Origin of the sequence: Brevibacterium rongguiense, assembly GCF_009857845.1 — a bacterium.
Classification (GTDB): Bacteria; Actinomycetota; Actinomycetes; order Actinomycetales; family Brevibacteriaceae; genus Brevibacterium; species Brevibacterium rongguiense.
On record NZ_WWEQ01000064.1, the window covers coordinates 1 to 16,901 of the forward strand.

Sequence of the window (16,901 nt, forward strand, 5' to 3'; positions counted from 1 at the left end):
CCGAGGCGCCCGCCGGCTCCGGCGCGCCCGGCTCCGGCGCCGCTGCACCCGGCACGGCGGCCGCCCCGCTGGCCGGGGGGCCGAGCGCCGATGCCGGTGAGCGCGTGGAGACCGGTGCCGATCTGGGCCTGCCGGCCCACGGCGCTCCCCTGGCCGCCGACCTCGAGGCGCGCAAGGAGGAGATCGCCCGAGCCCGCTTCGACGACGATGCAGGCGTCATCATCAGCCACGACGATGCGGTCGACGAGGACGAGGACGGCGACGGCTCGCTGTTCTGACCCGCCCCGACTGCCCGCGAACCCGACAGCCCGCGAAGGAGCCCCATGAGTGCCACGACCACCCCGGATGCCGACCTGCGGCAGAGCCTCGTGGCGTGGCGGCGCGACTTCCACCGCTTCGCGGAGCCCGGCTGGACGGAGTTCCGCACGAGCGCGGCGATCATCAGTGTGCTGCGCGGCCTGGGGTGGCGCACCGTCTATGGCCCCGAGCTCCACGGCGCGAGTGGCCGGCTGGGCGTGCCGGGCCCGGAGGTGCTCGCCGCCGCGCGCGAGCGTGCAATCGCGCAGGGCGCGGACGCAGAGCTCGTCGCGGCCATGGGCGAGGGGTTCACCGGTGTGCTCGGCGTCCTCGAGACCGGCAGGCCGGGCCCCACGGTCTGCTTCCGCTTCGACATCGACTCCAATGACCTCATCGAAAGCGCCGCACCCGACCACCGCCCCGCCGCCCAGGGCTTCGCCTCCGTCAACGCCGGTGCCATGCACGGCTGCGGCCACGACGGCCACGCCGCCATGGGCCTCGGGCTCGCACGGCTGCTCACGGGCCTGCGGGACGAGCTGAACGGCAGCGTGAAGATCATCTTCCAGCCGGCCGAAGAGGGCCTGCGCGGGGCCCACTCCCTCGTGGCGGCAGGCTGGCTCGACGATGTCGATGTCTTCGCCGCGACCCACCTCGTGGCCGACGGCAGGCCCGGCCACGTCGTCACGGGCGCGGACACCTACCTGGCGAGCACGAAGTTCGACGTGGAGTTCGCCGGCGTGGGCGCCCATGCCGGCGGCGACCCGGAGAAGGGCCGCAACGCGCTCCTCGCAGCGGCGCAGGCGGTGCTGGGCCTGCACGCGATCCCCCGCCACTCCGCTGGCGCGAGCCGCATCAACGTCGGCACGCTCACCGCCGGCGAGGGCCGCAACGTCGTGCCCCGCGCCGCGCACCTGCGGGCGGAGACCCGCGGCCAGGACAGCGCGATCAACGACTTCATGTTCGCCCGCGCCCAAGAGGTCGTCGCCGGGGCGGCGGCGATGTACGGGGTGGAGCACTCCCTCACGGTGGTCGGGAGGGCGGACCGGGAGGATCCGAGTCCCGAGCTGCTGCCCTTCGCCGCCGCCTGCTTCCAGGACCTCCCGGGCGTGACGGTGATCTCCGAGCGGCCCGATGGCCCCAGCGGGTCCGAGGACGCCACCGCGATGATGCGCCGGGTCAAGGAGCGCGGCGGCCTGGCCACCTACGTGCACATCGGGATGGCAACGGAGTGGGGCCATCACACCGAGCGCTTCGATGTGGACGAGGACGCCCTGGCGATCGGCGTCGAGGCCGCCGCCCGCATGGCGCTGGGCGCTCCCGAGTTCCTCGCGTCCCTGCCCGAGCGCAGCTGAGCCGCTGCAGAGCCCGGCGCGCCGCGCCTGCGCGCGGTGTCTGCGCACCCCAGGTGCCGCGCAGCCGAGGCACCCGAGTCGCTGCGCTGCGGCGGCACTTCGCCTGTGGCCACGTTCCGCGACCCGGTGGAGCCCACCGATCAGCACCTCGCCCGCGCAGCCGTCCCGCGCCTCGGCGCAACCCGCCGATCAGCAGCGCATGCCAGCGCCCCTCCCCAACCAGGACCCCTGCCTCGGCAGGCCCGCGCCTCAGCGGCGCCCGCAGGCCAGCGGCCCTGGCCCAGGGCTGGGCGCGCGCTCTACGCCTCCCCCAGGTCCAGGTCCATCGCCTTCGCCTCGCCGCGGGTCATCTCCATGACCGTGACCTCGCCGAGCCCCTGGAGCGGGACGTCGCGACGGTGGTCGAAGCGGTAGTCGTCGGTGCGGGAGATGATCTGCGCGGTGTCGAGGTCGGTGAGCACCGTGCCCGGGCGCGTGATGCCGGTCAGCCGCGCCGCGAGGTTGACCGTCGAGCCGAAGATGTCACCCAGCCGGGAGAGCACCCGGCCCCAGGCGAAGCCCACGCGGGCCTGCGGCAGGAGCACATCGGCCTTGATCCGCTCCATGAGCGTCAACGCGATCTCCGCCCCGGCGTGCGGGGTCTCCGCGGCGAAGAACACCTCATCGCCCACCGTCTTGATGACGCGCCCGCCGCCGGCGGCCACGACGTTGTAGGCGAGGTCCTGGAAGCGCTTGACCATGTAGGCCAGCTGCTTGGGCTCCATCTGCTGGGACAGGCGGGTGTAGGAGACAAGGTCGACGAAGCCCACGACGCGGGCCAGCGGCATCGCGGAGTCGTACCAGCCGCGCCGGTTCTCCATGGCCAGGCCGCCCGCGACGTTCGTGTTCAGGCGGCTGAGCGCGTTGGCCAGGTTGTGCCGCCATGCGTAGACGAGCGCATCCTCCAGCGGGTCGAGCATCTGCTCGAAGAGGTCGAGGGCGATCCGCCGCGCCTGCGCGTCGTCGAGTCCCTTCGTGTCCGTGAGGTACTCGACCATCGTCTCCATCTGCCACACGACGAGCCGGTCCGTCGTCTGCCCGAGGGCGCGGGCCAGGGAGAGGATCGTCTCCTCGTCGACGATGCCGTCCTCCACGACGCCCGCCACGTCGGAGAGCGCCTTGACGTCCTGCACGGTGAACGCGGACTCGCTCTCCGGCACGCTCGACATGCCCAGCGCGCGCCAGAACTTGCGCGCCGACAGCGTCGACACGCCTGCCAGCTGGGCGACCTCGCGCCGCTTGAGCACGCGCTTGCCGCCCAGGAGCACCTCTTCGAGGTGGTCAGCGGCGCTGCGGGTCGCGTAGTCGGGGTCCGGCTCCGGGTCCGGCTCGTACGAGCGGCCCGGACCGGGCCCACCGCTCCCGAGGCGCTGGCCGGCCTGGTCCGCGATGATCGGCAGCGCTCCCGTGCGGGGGTCATCGGCCAGGCGGGAGGCGAAGCCGCCGGCCCCGCCCGGGGGCGCGGCGGGCACCTGCGCCCCGGCGGTGCCGGTGGGGTCCCATGCGGCATCCGCGGGGCGCTCGTCCCCCGGGCGGCCCGCGGATGCCGGAGCACCGTCGTCGGCCGCGGACTGCGTCTCGGGCCGGTCGTCGTGCTCGTCTGCCTGCTCCCAGTCGCCCGCAGCGGACTCCTGCTGCGATCGATTGCCGTCGGCATCCCCGCCGAGCGGCGTGTGCGGCGTCGGCTCGCTCACGCCAGGCTCGCATGGACGACGTCGCCGGCGCTGATGCGCCGCTCACCGTCGGCACCGGCGACGATGAGGTCGCCGCCATCGTCCAGGCCGGTGGCGCGGCCGGTCAGCACCGTGCCATCGGGCAGCTCGACGCGGACCTGGCGTCCCACCGTCGCGATCGCGTCGCGGATGCGCTGGGCCGCGGCGCTCGCACCGGCGCGCCTGCCCCCGGCGGCGGGGCCGAAGAGCTCGCCGAGCACGGCGGCCAGCCCGGCCACGATCGCCGCGGCCAGGTCCTCGCGGCCCGTCGCGCCGCCTTCGAGGGCGACGGAGGTGGCGCGCTCGACCGGCAGGTCGGCCTCGGACAGCGAGACGTTGACGCCCATTCCGATGACGGCGAAGCGGCGCCCGGCCGCCTCGACGACGCGCACGAGGATGCCGCAGATCTTCTTCTCCCGCGGCCCGGCGAGCACGTCGTTGGGCCACTTGACCAGCGCCTCGACGCCGGCCGCGCGCAGCGCGCGGGACACGGCAAGGCCCGCCGCGAGCGGGATCCAGCCCAGGTCCGTCGGCGCGGCCCCCGCGGGGATCGCGACGGGCACGGAGAACGTGAGGGCGGCACCGGGCGGCACGGTCCACGTACGGCCCAGCCGGCCGCGCCCGGAGGTCTGGTGGTCCGCGCCGTAGACGGAGAAGTCCGGCCAGCCCGCGGGATCGGCCTCGAGGGCGGCGGCGAGCGCGTCGTTCGTCGACGGGCAGGCGGCAGGGAACTCGATGGGCGCGGGGGCGAGGCCGCGGGCCGCGGCCGCTGCGGCGTAGGCGTCGACATCGAAGCGGCTGGTCATCGGTTCGGCGGGCACCACATCACCCTATTGCGTTTGGCACGGCGGCACAATGAACCCGGCCTGCCGATACGCTGGGCGCATGACCCATGCTGATGTCCCCCGCACCACGGCCGCGCGGATCGCCGCCTTCATCGAACGCCGGCGCGCCGCTCACCTCGGCAGCGAGAAGGCGGTGGAGAACCAGCACAGGCGCGGCAAGCAGACGGCGCGCGAGCGCATCGACGAGCTGCTCGACGAGGGCTCGTTCCAGGAGATCGACGAGTTCGTCCGCCACCACAACACCCAGTTCGGCATGCAGGCCAACCGCCCCGACGGCGATGGCGTGGTGTGCGGCCTGGGGACGATCGACGGGCGCACGGTGGCCGTCTTCGCCCACGACTTCACGGTGCTCGGCGGTTCGCTCGCGGAGGCCAACGGGCGCAAGATCGTCAAGGTCCAGAAGCTCGCCTACCGGCTGGGCTGCCCCATCATCGGCATCAACGACTCCGGCGGCGCCCGAATCCAGGAGGGCGTCGGCTCGATCGCGCTGTTCGCCGAGATCTTCCACTGGAACGTCAAGTCCTCCGGCGTCATCCCCCAGATCAGCCTCATCATGGGCCCCTCCGCCGGCGGCGCCGTCTACTCCCCCGCGCTCACCGACTTCACGATCATGGTCGACGGCACCTCGCACATGTACATCACCGGGCCCGACGTCATCCGCACGGTGACCGGCGAGGACGTCGGCCACGAGGAGCTGGGCGGGGGCCGAACGCACAACTCGGTCTCCGGCAACGCCCACTACCTGGCCGAGGACGAGGCCGATGCGCTCAACTACGTGCGCGATCTGCTGTCCTTCCTGCCGCAGAACAACCTCGACGAGACCCCCGCCGTGCACGCCCCGGCCGACCTCGCGGAGGCGGAGGCCGATGCGGCGCTCGACACGCTCATGCCGGACTCCCCCTCCACCCCCTACGACATCGTCGACGTCATCGCCGCGGTGCTCGACGGGGGCGAGTTCCTCGAGACCTCGGAGCTGTTCGCCCCCAACATCGTCACGGGCTTCGGCCGGGTGGAGGGCGCCTCGGTGGGCATCATCGCCAACCAGCCCATGCAGATGGCCGGCACGCTCGACATCGACGCCTCGGAGAAGGCCGCGCGCTTCGTGCGCTTCTGCGACGCATTCAACCTGCCGATCCTCACGTTCGTCGACGTGCCGGGCTTCCTGCCCGGCACGGACCAGGAGCTCGGCGGCATCATCCGCCGCGGGGCCAAGCTCATCTACGCCTACGGCGAGGCCACCGTCCCCCTCATCACCGTCATCACCCGCAAGGCCTACGGCGGCGCGTACTGCGTCATGGGCTCCAAGCAGCTGGGCGCCGATCTCAACCTGGCCTGGCCCAGCGCCCAGATCGCCGTCATGGGCGCCCAGGGGGCCGCGAACATCGTCTACCGGCGCAGGCTCAAGGCCGCCGCGGACGAGGGCCAGGACGTCGAGGCACTGCGCGCGCAGCTCGTCGAGGAGTACGAGGACGCGCTGCTCAACCCCTACCTCGCCGCCGAGGAGGGCTACATCGACGCCGTCATCAAGCCCAGCGAGACCCGCGAGCGCGTGGTCCGCGGCCTGCGGGCGCTGCGCAACAAGCACGTCGAGGCGCCCACCCGCAAGCACGGGAACATCCCGCTGTGAGCGCGGGCGCCCCGGAGCCGTTCCGCCCGAACGGCATGTCCGCCGAGCGCGAGCGCCGGCTGGCCCGCTCCGCGGCGTTCGCCGCGATCGTCGCCGTCCACCAGGCCCACGAGGCCGAGGCGCCCGCGGCTCCGCGCGAGCGCGGGCTCGCATTCGCCTCGCCGCAGCGCAACGTCCGCCGCGCGCACCCCGGCACCTGGCGCCGCCGGGGCTGAGACCCGCACGCCTGTCCCGACACCGAGCTGATCCGCCGCGCCTGCCCGGACACTCCTGCCCGGCGCTGGGCTGAGCGAACGTGCGCGCGCCGGACTCTGGCCACTGCGCCTCCGCCTGGACCGGAGGGCCTCGCCTACGCCTGCGCGCTGCGCCCGTAGCCGCGCCGGCCGCGAGGCCCGCGGCCGTGCGCCCACCAGTAGACGCCGGCGGCCAGCACCACGAGGCCCGCGGCTGCCCAGTACATCCCGCCGGCGCCGAGCGCAGGCTGCAGGCCGCCGAGCACCACCGGGCCGATCCCGGTGCCCACGTCGAGCAGGATGAAGAAGGTCGCGACCGCCACGCCCACGCGCGCCGGGGTGACGAGCTTGACGACGATCGCCTGGACGACGGGCAGGAGCGAGCCGAACCCCACTCCCATGGGCAGCGCTGCGACGACGATCGCCCAGGGGCCCGGCGCCCAGGCCACGAGCGCCATGCCCAGCGCGTAGGCGGCGAAGATCGGATAGGCCACGGCGTTGTCGCCGTAGACGTCCTGCAGGCGGCCGACGAACAGCCGCGAGGCGAGCATCCCCACCGCGAAGACGACGAAGAACAGGCTCGCGGCCCCCGGGGCGCCCATGGCGCCCGCGTAGCCGGCCAAGAACGTCAGCACCACCGAATAGGCCATCCCGGCCAGGAACATCGCAAACGAGACCGGGGCGGAGCGGGCGTCGATGAGCGTGCCCAGCTCCAGGCGCCACTTGGCCCGCACCTCGTCCGGTTCCGGGGTCCGCTCGGGCAGGCGCAGCGCCAGGGCGCACCCGAGCCCCAGGAGCGCGAAGGCCTCACAGGCGCCGAAGACCCACCCGAACCCGAAGTGGGAGGAGAGGAACACCGCGAGGAACGGGCCCAGCGCTGTGGCCAGGGAGCTCGAGGTGCCGAAGTAGCCGGTGCCCTCGCCTCGGCGGGCCGCCGGGATGAGCGACTGGACGGAGGCGTTGAGCGCGGTGTTGCCGAAGCCGAACGCGATCCCGTGCACCAGCCGGATGGCGAGCAGCAGTCCCATCGACCCGGCCGGGATGTAGGCGAGCGAGGCGAGGACGAAGACCGCGAGAGCCGCGACGATCGAGCGCCACCGGCCGATGAAGTCGAGGTACTTGCCGGCCAGCACGCGGGCGATGACCGCGCCGACGATGAACGCGCTCGAGGCGAAGCCCGCCAGCGCGTCCCCGGCATGGAAGCGCTGCGCCGCATAGGCGGCCATGGACGTCATGAGCAGGTAGAACGGCATCGACATGAGGAGGTTGATGACGAAGGCAAGGACGAAGTCGCGGGTCCACAGGCGCTCACTCACCCGACAAGTCTAGGGAGGCCGCAGCGCGGCCCCGCGGCCGGGGCGCCTGGGTAGAGTGAGCGCCATGACGAAGACCCGCACCCCCTCGGCCGTCGATGCCGTGGCAGAGGCCCATGCCCGCGCGCTCATCGAGCGCTCCCCCGCGCTGCGCGTGGAGCTGGGCGTCCCCGGCGACCCTCACGCCCTCGACGACTACTCGCCGGCCGCAGCCCAGGAGCTCGACGAGCTCAACGCCCGCACCCTCGCCCGGCTCGACGCCGCGGAGGCGGAGGCAGGCGCCGACCTCGACGACGTCGACCGCGTCACGCTCGACGCGATGCGCGAGCGCCTGGGCGTCGAGCGCGAGCTCCACGCCGCTGGGCTGAGCGCCGGCGCCCTCAACGTCATCCACAGCCCCGTCCAGAACATCCGCGACCTCTTCGACCTCGTCCCCACCGCCACCGCACAGGACTGGGCGGACAGCGCGGGCAAGCTGCGCTCCGTGCCGCAGGCGCTCGCCGGCTACCGCGAGGCGCTCACGGCCCGGCTCGACGCCGGGCGCGCACCGGCGAGCCGCCAGGTCACCGCGGTCGTCGAACAGGCCCGCGCCGCGGGTGAGGACGGCGGCCACTTCGACCGCTTCATCGCGGGCGCAGCCCGGGCCGACGGTGGTACGGGCGTCTCCGCCGAGCTCGCAGCGCAGCTGAGGGCCGCGGCCGTGCAGGCCAAGGACGCCTATGCGCAGATCGCCGATTTCCTCGAATCCGAGGTGGCCTCGCGCGCCGTAGCCGCCGATGCGGTGGGCCGCGAGGCCTACGCCCTCTACAGCCGCGAATTCCTGGGCGCAGCGGTCGACCTCGACGAGACCTACGCGTGGGGCCTGGCCGAGCTCGCCCGCATCGACGCGGAGCAGCAGGCGCTCGCCGCCGAGCTCTACGGCCCCGGCACCGGGGTCCGCGAGGCGATCGACCGCCTGGAGGCGGACCCGGACTACCGCATCGAGGGCCTCGACGGGCTGCGGTCGTGGATGCAGGCGAAGGCCGACGACGCGATCGAGCGCCTGGCCGGCTCGCACTTCGACATCCCGGACCGGCTGCGCACGATCGAGTGCATGGTGCTGCCCGAGGGCACCGGCGGCATCTACTACACCGGGCCCACCGAGGACTTCTCCCGCCCGGGTCGCATGTGGTGGTCCGTGCCCGCCGGCGTCGAGTCGTTCTCCGCCTGGCAGGAGCTCACCACCGTCTACCACGAGGGCGTGCCGGGCCATCACCTCCAGGTGGGCGAGGCGGTGTGCCGCACGGACACGCTCAACACGTGGCGGCGCAGCCTGTGCTGGGTCTCCGGCCACGGCGAGGGCTGGGCCCTCTACGCCGAGCGCCTCATGGCCGACCTGGGCTTCCTCGACGATCCCGGCTTCCGCATGGGCATGCTCGATTCGCAGCGCCTGCGCGCCGCGCGCGTGGTCGTGGACCTGGGCGTCCACCTGGGCCTCGAGGCGCCAGCGGAGCTGGGCGGGGGCACGTGGGATGCACAGCAGGCGTGGGAGTTCCTCACCGCCAACGTCGCGATGGACCGCAGCTTCCTCGCCTTCGAGCTCGACCGCTACCTGGGCTGGCCTGGACAGGCGCCCAGCTACAAGATCGGCCAGCGGCTGTGGGAGGAGATCCGAGACGGCGCCCGCGCCGCCGCGCAGGATCGTGGCGAGGAGTTCGACCTCAAGGCCTTCCACTCCCGCGCGCTCGCGCTGGGCTCCGTGGGCCTGGACACGCTGCGCCGCGCGCTGAGCTGAGCCCGCGCCCGGGGGCGCGGGAGTCGGCTTCCCGCCGCCGAGGTGCGGGCCAGATGCTCACGACGTGGGCCCGCCTGCGCGGCGCGAGTCCGCGCAGTCCGCCTACGCCAGTGCCCGGCGCAGGCCGGCGGCGATCCGCACCGCGCGGGCGCACTCGGCCTCCGTGGCGCCGTATGCGGGCAGGCAGTCGCTCAGCAGCACGACGAGCTGATCGCCGAGCACGCGATCGCCCAGGTCCGGCACGGGCCGCCCATCAGCGCGCAGGGCGGAGAGCTCGGAGAGCGCGGCGCGGATCGCCTCCCGCCGGGTGGGCGGGCTGCCGCCGGGTACCGGGGCCGGCGCGGCGGCATCCCGCACCGCGGCCCGCACATTCGAGGGCTCCCCGCTCGCGGCTGGGGGTCCGCTCCCGGCCGCGGCCGGTTCTGCACCGCTTGCCGCAGCGGGCCGGTCGAGGTCCGCGGGGCCCAGGCCCGCCAGGCGAATGCGCAGGCGGCGGATCTCCGCGTGGAGATCCGCCGCCGTGTCAGCGCTCACGTGCGCCTCCGCTCTCGACCGCCCAGGAGCGCGTGCTCGGGGCCGTCAGTTGCTGCGCAGGTAGGACAGCAGGCGCAGGATCTCGATGTAGAGCCACACGAGCGTCGTCATGAGCGAGAACGCGCACAGCCACGAGTAGCGCTCGGGGATGCGGTTGCGCACGCCCTGCTCCACCATGTCGAAGTCCGTGATGAGCGTGAGCGCGGCGAGCACGATCGCGATGCCGCTGATGAGCACGCCGATCGGGAACGACATGCCGAACAGGCTCACGTGCACGTCCGAGCGCATGTTGAAGCCGGTGACGAGCGTGATGCCGAACGAGATCAGCGAGAAGATCGCATAGCCGCCCACCGCGATGAGCAGGAACTTCATGAGCTTCGGGCTGTTGCGGACGATCTTCGCCTTGAACAGCGCGAACATCACGCCGAACACGCAGAGCGTCGCCAGGATCGCCTGCATGACGATGCCGTTGTACAGGCCCTCGAACGCGCGCGAGATGCCGCCGAGCGCCACGCCCTCGACCGCGGCGTAGGCGAGGATGAGGCCCGGGCTCGGCTCCTTCTTGAACGCGTTGACGAGGCCCAGGACCAGGCCGCCCAGCACCGCGGGCAGCGTGAGGATCGGCGCGAACCAGCCCACCGCGGCGCCCACGAGCAGCACCGCGAAGCACAGCAGGGACTTCATGAACACGTCGTCGTAGGTCATCACCCGCTCGTCCACGGGGCGCTGCGGCTGCGCGGACGGCGCCATGTACATGGCGTTGAGCTGGTCGGCTGAAGGGGTCTGGAGCTGCTGGCCGGCCTTCGTGCCCTCATTCAGGCTGCGGCGCATCATGGGATTGCTCATGGGGGTGTTCGTCCTCCTTGGGGCGTCACGGTTGTCTCACCGTATCCAACGCACCTGAGCGTGCGCTCTGTTCCCGCCCGCGCGCGGGCAGTCGTTATGCAACCGCAAGCCCGGGCCCGAGGTGCGGCTCCGGCGCCCCCGGCCCGCACCTCGGGCGCGGGCCGGGGGCGGGCCGGCGCCGGTGCGCTCAGCCGCCCACCGTGTACGTGGCGTGGGCCCCCGGGCCCATGGGGATGCCGGTGAGCCACCAGCCGAAGAACAGGATCGCCCAGAACACCCACATGACGACGGACAGCGGGATGGTGAGCGAGAGCAGCGTGCCGATTCCCGCGTCCCTCTTGTAGCGCTGGATGAAGCCCAGGATCATGACGAAGTACGGGCTCATGGGCGAGATGATGTTCGTGACCGAGTCGCCGATCCGGTAGACGGCCTGGGTGAGCTCGGGCGCGATGCCCAGCAGCATGAGCATGGGCACGAGCACCGGGGCCATGAGCGTCCACAGCCCGGAGCCGGACGTGATGAGCAGAGCGCCCAGCGAGGTGATGAGCAGCGCGCCCAGCAGGATGACGAACGGCGGGGTGTTCGCCCCCTTGAAGAAGTCCGCGCCCACGATCGCGAGGATCTGGCCGAGGTTGCTCATCTTGAACAGGGCGAGGAACTGGGACGCCGCGAAGAACAGGAGCATGACGGGCACGAACGGCACGAGGCCCTTGATGATCATCTCCGGAATGTCATTGGGCGAGCGGATCTCCTTGACCACGACGCCGTAGACGATGCCCACGATGAAGAACCCGAAGCCGATGATCGCCGCGATGCCGGCCATGAGCCCGGACTTGGGCCCGAAGCCGCCCTCCTCGTCGCGCAGGAACGAGTTCGCGGGCAGGCACAGGACGAACACGATCGCGAAGCACAGGACGATCGTGATGGCCGCGATGACCATGCCGCGCTTCTCGAGCGGCGTGAGCTTGGCGGTGAGCTTCGCGTGCTCCTCATCCTCCTGGGCCTCGTCGTCGCCGGCGGGGTCGAGCTCGAGCTGTTCGCCGCGCTTGTTGAGCAGCAGCTCGGTGACCAGCACGATCGCCGCGGAGACGACGAACATGGAGATGAAGTTGAAGTAGAGGTTGGCCACCGGGGTGACCGTGTACTCGCCGTCGACGATGTGGGCCGCGGAGGTGGAGATGCCGCCCAGGATCGCGTCGAGGCTGTTGACGAACGGCGCGGCGGAGTAGCCGCCGGCCACGGAGGCATAGGCGACCGCGCAGCCGATCACGGGGTTGCGGCCCACCGCCTTGAAGGCGATGCCGCCCAGCGGGATGACGACCATGTAGGCGGCATCCGAGGCGATGGAGGAGGCGGTGCCCACGAGCGCCACGACCGCGGTCACCCACTTGGGCGAGACGTTCTGCAGGGCCGCGCGCATGAGTCCGGGGATGAGCCCGGAGCGCTCGGCCACCGCGACGCCGAAGAGCACGATGAGGACGAGGCCCAGCGCCGGGAACTCCATGTAGTTCGTCACGACGCCGGAGACGATGGTGCGCAGGCTCTCCATCGAGAACAGGTTGACCGCGTTGACCGCCTCGTTCGTCGCGGGGTTGACCGCGGAGAGACCGGCGGCGGCGCACAGGCTGGAGATCACCATGACGATGAGCGCCAGGCTGAGGAACAGCCAGAAGGGGTGCGGCAGCTTGTTGCCGGCGTTCTCGATGAGGACGAGCAGCCGCATGAGCGGCCCCAGGTTCTCCTTGCGCTGCGGCTGCGCGGTCGCGGTCGACATCGGCGCTCCTCGGGGGTCGGTGGCGTGGTCCACGGCCCGCCGCGATCGGGGTCACACGGCAGTCGGTGCCCCTACCTTACAAGGCCCCGCGCACCGAGTGGAAGAACGCTGAGATCCGGCGCCGAGGCGCGCGCGGGTCCAGGAGACGCCGCGAGGCGCCGTCCCCGGCAGAGAACGGCGCCTCGCGCGCGGTGCACAATCGGTGCGGGAGCGCCTCAGCGCTCCTCGGTGCCGGCGATGAAGCCCTCGACGGCGGCCTTCGCGGCGTCGTCGGGCAGCTGCTCGGGCGGGGACTTCATGAAGTACGAGCTGGGCGAGATGAGCGCCCCGCCGATCCCCCGGTCGAGGCCGATCTTGGCCGCGCGCACCGCGTCGATGATGACGCCGGCCGAGTTGGGCGAGTCCCACACCTCGAGCTTGTACTCCAGCGAGACGGGCGCATCGCCGAAGTTGCGGCCCTCGAGGCGCACGAACGCCCACTTGCGGTCGTCGAGCCATTCGACGTAGTCGCTGGGCCCGATGTGGACATCGCGGTCGGCCAGCTGCGCGGACGTGTTCGAGGTCACGGCGCGGGTCTTGGAGATCTTCTTCGACTCGAGGCGCTTGCGCTCGAGCATGTTCTTGAAGTCCATGTTCCCGCCCACGTTGAGCTGGTACGTCCGGTCGAGGACGACGCCGCGGTCCTCGAACAGCTTGGCCATGACGCGGTGGGTGATCGTGGCGCCGAGCTGGCTCTTGATGTCGTCGCCCACGATCGGCACGCCGGCGGCGCGGAACTTCTCGTCCCACTCCTTCGTGCCGGCGATGAAGACGGGCAGCGCGTTGACGAAGGCGACCTTCGCGTCGAGCGCGGCCTGCGCGTAGTGCTCGACCGCCTGCTGGGAGCCCACGGGCAGGTAGCACACGAGGACATCGGCGCGCGCCTCGCGCAGCGCGCGGGCCACGTCGACGGGCTCGGCATCGGACTCCGTGATCGTCTCGCGGTAGTACTCGCCCAGGCCGTCGAGCGTGGGGCCGCGCTGGACGCTCACGCCGGTGGGCGGCACGTCGGCGATCTTGATGGTGTTGTTCTCGCTCGAGACGATCGCCTCGGCGATGTCGACGCCCACCTTCTTGCCGTCCACGTCGAAGCCGGCCACAAACTCGAGGTCGCCCACGTGGTAGTCGCCGAACTGCACGTGCATGAGGCCCGGGACGGTGCTGTCCGGGTCGGCGTCGCGGTAGTACTCCACGCCCTGGATGAGCGAGGCGGCGCAGTTGCCCAGCCCGGCAATCGCCACGCGAATCGGTTTGTCAGCCACTTTTACGCAGAACTCCTTCTTCGTTCGCCCGGAGGGTCACTCTCCCGGTTCCGGGCACGCCCATCCATCCTAGACCCGCGCGGTGCGCCGCGCCGACCCGGCCGGCGCGCGCCGCGCCGCCCGCCTCGGGACGCGCCTCAGGACACGACGAGCGGCTCGAGCACGAGGTCGGGGTGCTCGCGCTCGACGCCCGCCAGGCGCCAGCGGTCGGAGAAGAGGGCCAGCAGCTCCCCGTCGGAGCGCGAGAGCACCTCGACGCTGCGCTCGCGGGCCAGCGTGGGCACGGCATCGGGCACGGTGCGCCGGGCCAGGCTGAAGCCCAGCCGCTCGAGCGAGCAGGGGGCGTTGAACTCGTTGACCATGCGGTCCTCGGCGACCTCGAACTGCATGGGCCCCACCGCCCCGAGCACGGGCGCCTGGTCGCCGCGCAGGTCCGAGCGCAGCACCTGCACGACGCCCTCGTGGTCGAGCTGGTCGATGCCCCGGCGGAACTGCTTGTACTTCGAGGAGTCCTTGGCGCGGATGACCATGAAGTGCTCCGGGGAGAACGTGGGGATGGGCGGGTACTCGACCTTCTCGTCCAGGTAGAGGGAGTCGCCCACGCGCAGCGCGGAGGCATTCACGAGGCCCACGACGTCACCGGGGAACGCCTCGTCGACGGACTCGCGGTCGCGGCCGAAGACCTGCTGGGCGTACTTCGTGGCGAACGGCTTGCCGCTCTGGGCGTGGGTGACGACCATGCCGCGCTCGAAGACGCCCGAGCACACGCGCACGTAGGCCAGGCGGTCGCGGTGGTGGGAGTCCATGCCCGCCTGGACCTTGAAGACGAAGCCGGAGAACGGGGAGTCGACGGGGCGGCGCTGGCCCGCGACGTCGAGGCGGGCCTCGGCCGGGGGCGCGATGTCGACGAGCGTGTCGAGCAGCTTGTGGACGCCGAAGTTCAGCACGGCCGAGGCGAACATGACCGGCGTCGTCTCACCGGCCAGGAATCGGGCCTCGTCGTGGTTCTGGCCCTCCATGTCGAGCAGCTCGGACTCGTCCTGGGCGGTCGTCCACGCCTCGCCCTCGAGCTCCGCGGCGGACGCCGGGTCGAGCGCCTCCTCGCCGGCGATCGTGGCCCCGCCGTCCGTGCGGGAGAACTTCGTATACGCCCCCGAGGCGCGGTCGAGCACGCCGCGGAAGTCGCCCGACTGCCCCACGGGCCAGGTCAGCGGGGTGGGGACCATGCCGGTGCGGTCGACGATCTCGTCCATGAGGGCGAGCGCGTCGAGGCCGGGGCGGTCCCACTTGTTGATGACGGTGATGATGGGCAGGTTGCGGTGGCGGCAGACCTCGAAGAGCTTCATGGTCTGGGCCTCGAGGCCCTTCGCGGCGTCGACGAGCATGACGGTGCAGTCGACGGCGGAGAGCACGCGGTAGGTGTCCTCGGAGAAGTCCGCGTGGCCCGGGGTGTCGATGAGGTTGATGACGCAGTCGCGGTACTCGAACTGCAGCGCGGCCGAGGAGATGGAGATCCCGCGGTCCTGCTCCATCTTCATCCAGTCCGATACAGTCGACCGCCGGCCGGCCTTGCCGTGGACGGCCCCGGCCTGGCCGATGACGCGGGCGTGGAGGGCCAGGGCCTCCGTCAGCGTGGACTTGCCGGCGTCGGGGTGGGAGATGACGGCGAACGTGCGGCGGCGCCGGGCCTGCCGCACGATCTCTTTGGAGCTGTGGGTCTGCGCATTCACCGCACCAGTCTACGGCGCGCGCACGGCCGGCCCCCAGCGGCGGGGGCTACGCTGGCCCGGCTATGGAATCCGACTACACCCGCCCCGCCCGCCCGCCGCAGCGCGGCCGCCGCCGGCTGTGCACCGCGCTGCCGATCCTCGGGCTCGTGCTCGCGGTCCCGCCGCTCGTGCTCTCCGTGCTCTTCTCGCTCCAGGCCGTGCAGTACCTGCAGCCGCTCCAGGAGATCGGGGCCGCCGATGCGGGCACGAAGGCCGGCCTCATCGTCATGTCGAGCACGGGCTGGCTCGCGCTGGCCGCCGCGATCGTGCTGGTGCTCGTCGCCTACCGGCGCCCGGCGCTGCGCTGGCGGGCGTGGTGGTCGGCGGCGATCGTCGCCGTGGGGCTGGCCAACCCGCTGGCCTGGGCACTGCTCGGCTTCGTGTGACGATGTCCGGCCGGCGCCCGGGCGGGGCGGCCGGACCGGCCATCGCGGCGCCTGGTCCGCGGCCGGGGCGGTGGGCAGGCGGGGCTAGAGCTTGGCCAGTGCCTTGGCGATGCGCTTCTCGCTCACGGTGTGCGCGGTGCCCAGCTGCGGGGCGAAGAGCGAGACGCGCAGCTCCTCGACATCGAACAGGACGTCCTGCCACGCCTCGGGCAGCAGGATGGAGCGGCGGCGGATGAGCTCCTCGGCACCCGGGCCGAGTGCGCGGGCGACCTTGGCCTCGACCTCGGCGGCGGTGCGCTGGACGCGGTCCATGAGCTGGCGGTCGCGGGCGGCCTGGCCCCCCATGGACTCCACGCGGTGCTGGGCGGCCGCGGCGTAGACGGGCACCCGGGCCAGCCAGCGCGGCGCGGTGTCCGCGGCCAGGTGCGGCTGGAGGAGCCGCTCGAGCTGGGCCGAGACATCGGAGAGGTTGGCCAGCACCGTGAGCGCCGAGCTCTTCGACACGAGCCGCTGCGCCGCGTCCGCACCGGCGAAGGCGCGCTGGAGGGTGGCCAGCACGGCGGCGAGGTCGGCGAGGATCGTGTCGTTGACCCGGCGCCGCAGGGCCGCGAAGTCCTCCGCGGTGCGGGGCAGACCGCCCAGCGCAGCGGTGCCCTCGCCGGCGGGGTCGGGGACCGCGCCCGCTGTGTCCATGGCCCGCAGGACGGCGCCCACGAGCGCGTCGGCGAGCGGATCGGCATCGGCGGTGCGGTGGCCGGCCAGCAGCAGGCGCTCGTTCGTCGACAGCTGGTCCACGGCGTAGGACAGCGCCTCGCCGGAGCGCAGTGCGAGCAGCCGCGCCGTGCCCGCGCGGGTGCTGCGCGCCGCCTCGCCCGCGGTGTCGAAGCCGCGCAGGGAGACCGCTGAGCCGTCGTCGCGCAGGCCGGGCCACAGCGTGCGGCCACCGCCTGAGACCGGCTCCGGCAGCGGTCCGAACGACCAGTCCGTCAGCCCCGTGCGGGGCTCCAGGGAGGGCGCCTCGCCCTGGGCTGCGCCGCGCCCCGTGCCCGAGGCGCCGCCCCGGCCGCGCGCAGCCAACGACCGACCACCGCGAAGCCAA

At 72.6% G+C, this 16,901-nt stretch carries 14 protein-coding genes and 1 pseudogene; 6 read left to right on the forward strand and 9 right to left on the reverse strand.

The genetic code is table 11. The features are described from left to right. Together GSY69_RS11800 and GSY69_RS11805 are read left to right on the forward strand one after the other, a co-directional pair. A pseudogene (locus tag GSY69_RS11800) lies at positions 1-278 on the forward strand (hypothetical protein); the annotation flags it as partial. A 45-nt stretch (positions 279-323) separates the two neighbouring features. Further along, entirely contained in the window at positions 324-1,649 is a 1,326-nt protein-coding gene (locus GSY69_RS11805; RefSeq protein ID WP_160954043.1) for an amidohydrolase, read from the forward strand. 299 nt (positions 1,650-1,948) lie between these two features. On the opposite strand, the gene GSY69_RS11810 is transcribed toward GSY69_RS11805, so the two are convergent. Both GSY69_RS11810 and GSY69_RS11815 read right to left on the reverse strand, forming a co-directional pair. After that, positions 1,949-3,382, reverse strand: a complete 1,434-nt coding sequence (locus GSY69_RS11810) for an adenylate/guanylate cyclase domain-containing protein (protein WP_328698862.1) — start codon at positions 3,380-3,382, stop codon at positions 1,949-1,951. Further along, the gene (locus tag GSY69_RS11815) at positions 3,379-4,221 is read right to left on the reverse strand and encodes a biotin--[acetyl-CoA-carboxylase] ligase (protein ID WP_160954044.1); all 843 of its coding nucleotides are present in this window, start codon (positions 4,219-4,221) and stop codon (positions 3,379-3,381) included. The genes GSY69_RS11810 and GSY69_RS11815 overlap by 4 nt, the downstream gene beginning before the upstream one ends. A 64-nt stretch (positions 4,222-4,285) precedes the next feature. Between GSY69_RS11815 and GSY69_RS11820 the strand changes: the two genes are divergently transcribed. Continuing rightward, positions 4,286-5,872 carry an acyl-CoA carboxylase subunit beta gene (locus GSY69_RS11820; protein WP_202411075.1) on the forward strand — a complete coding sequence of 529 codons (1,587 nt, stop codon included), beginning with the start codon at positions 4,286-4,288 and terminating at the stop codon, positions 5,870-5,872. Continuing rightward, the gene (locus GSY69_RS11825) at positions 5,869-6,087 is read left to right on the forward strand and encodes a hypothetical protein (protein ID WP_160954046.1); all 219 of its coding nucleotides are present in this window, start codon (positions 5,869-5,871) and stop codon (positions 6,085-6,087) included. The genes GSY69_RS11820 and GSY69_RS11825 overlap by 4 nt, the downstream gene beginning before the upstream one ends. Positions 6,088-6,221: 134 nt before the next feature. Here the strand turns inward: GSY69_RS11825 and GSY69_RS11830 are convergent, their stop codons facing one another. After that, a complete protein-coding gene (locus GSY69_RS11830; RefSeq protein ID WP_328698863.1) occupies positions 6,222-7,421 on the reverse strand; it encodes an MFS transporter in 1,200 nt (399 codons plus the stop codon). 64 nt (positions 7,422-7,485) lie between these two features. On the opposite strand from GSY69_RS11830, the gene GSY69_RS11835 reads away from it, so the two are divergent. Next, a complete protein-coding gene (locus GSY69_RS11835) occupies positions 7,486-9,192 on the forward strand; it encodes a DUF885 domain-containing protein (RefSeq protein WP_160954047.1) in 1,707 nt (568 codons plus the stop codon). 102 nt (positions 9,193-9,294) lie between these two features. On the opposite strand, the gene GSY69_RS11840 is transcribed toward GSY69_RS11835, so the two are convergent. The 5 genes from GSY69_RS11840 to GSY69_RS11860 form a co-directional block, all read right to left on the reverse strand. Continuing rightward, positions 9,295-9,726 carry a hypothetical protein gene (locus tag GSY69_RS11840; RefSeq protein ID WP_160954048.1) on the reverse strand — a complete coding sequence of 144 codons (432 nt, stop codon included), beginning with the start codon at positions 9,724-9,726 and terminating at the stop codon, positions 9,295-9,297. A gap of 45 nt (positions 9,727-9,771) precedes the next feature. Next, on the reverse strand, positions 9,772-10,572 hold the full coding sequence (locus GSY69_RS11845; protein WP_160954049.1) for a Bax inhibitor-1/YccA family protein: 801 nt from the start codon (positions 10,570-10,572) through the stop codon (positions 9,772-9,774). Positions 10,573-10,759: 187 nt separating this feature from the next. Continuing rightward, on the reverse strand, positions 10,760-12,346 hold the full coding sequence (locus GSY69_RS11850; RefSeq protein WP_160954050.1) for an AbgT family transporter: 1,587 nt from the start codon (positions 12,344-12,346) through the stop codon (positions 10,760-10,762). Between the two features lie 215 nt (positions 12,347-12,561). Further along, positions 12,562-13,647 carry an inositol-3-phosphate synthase gene (locus GSY69_RS11855; RefSeq protein WP_160954051.1) on the reverse strand — a complete coding sequence of 362 codons (1,086 nt, stop codon included), beginning with the start codon at positions 13,645-13,647 and terminating at the stop codon, positions 12,562-12,564. Positions 13,648-13,784: 137 nt separating this feature from the next. Continuing rightward, complete coding sequence (locus GSY69_RS11860) at positions 13,785-15,377, reverse strand: peptide chain release factor 3 (RefSeq protein ID WP_160954052.1); 1,593 nt, start codon at positions 15,375-15,377, stop codon at positions 13,785-13,787. A gap of 62 nt (positions 15,378-15,439) precedes the next feature. On the opposite strand from GSY69_RS11860, the gene GSY69_RS11865 reads away from it, so the two are divergent. Further along, a complete protein-coding gene (locus tag GSY69_RS11865) occupies positions 15,440-15,802 on the forward strand; it encodes a hypothetical protein (RefSeq protein WP_160954053.1) in 363 nt (120 codons plus the stop codon). 84 nt (positions 15,803-15,886) lie between these two features. On the opposite strand, the gene GSY69_RS11870 is transcribed toward GSY69_RS11865, so the two are convergent. After that, positions 15,887-16,901 (reverse strand): DUF3418 domain-containing protein (locus GSY69_RS11870; protein WP_160954054.1); only part of this gene is annotated, 1,015 nt, incomplete at its 5' end.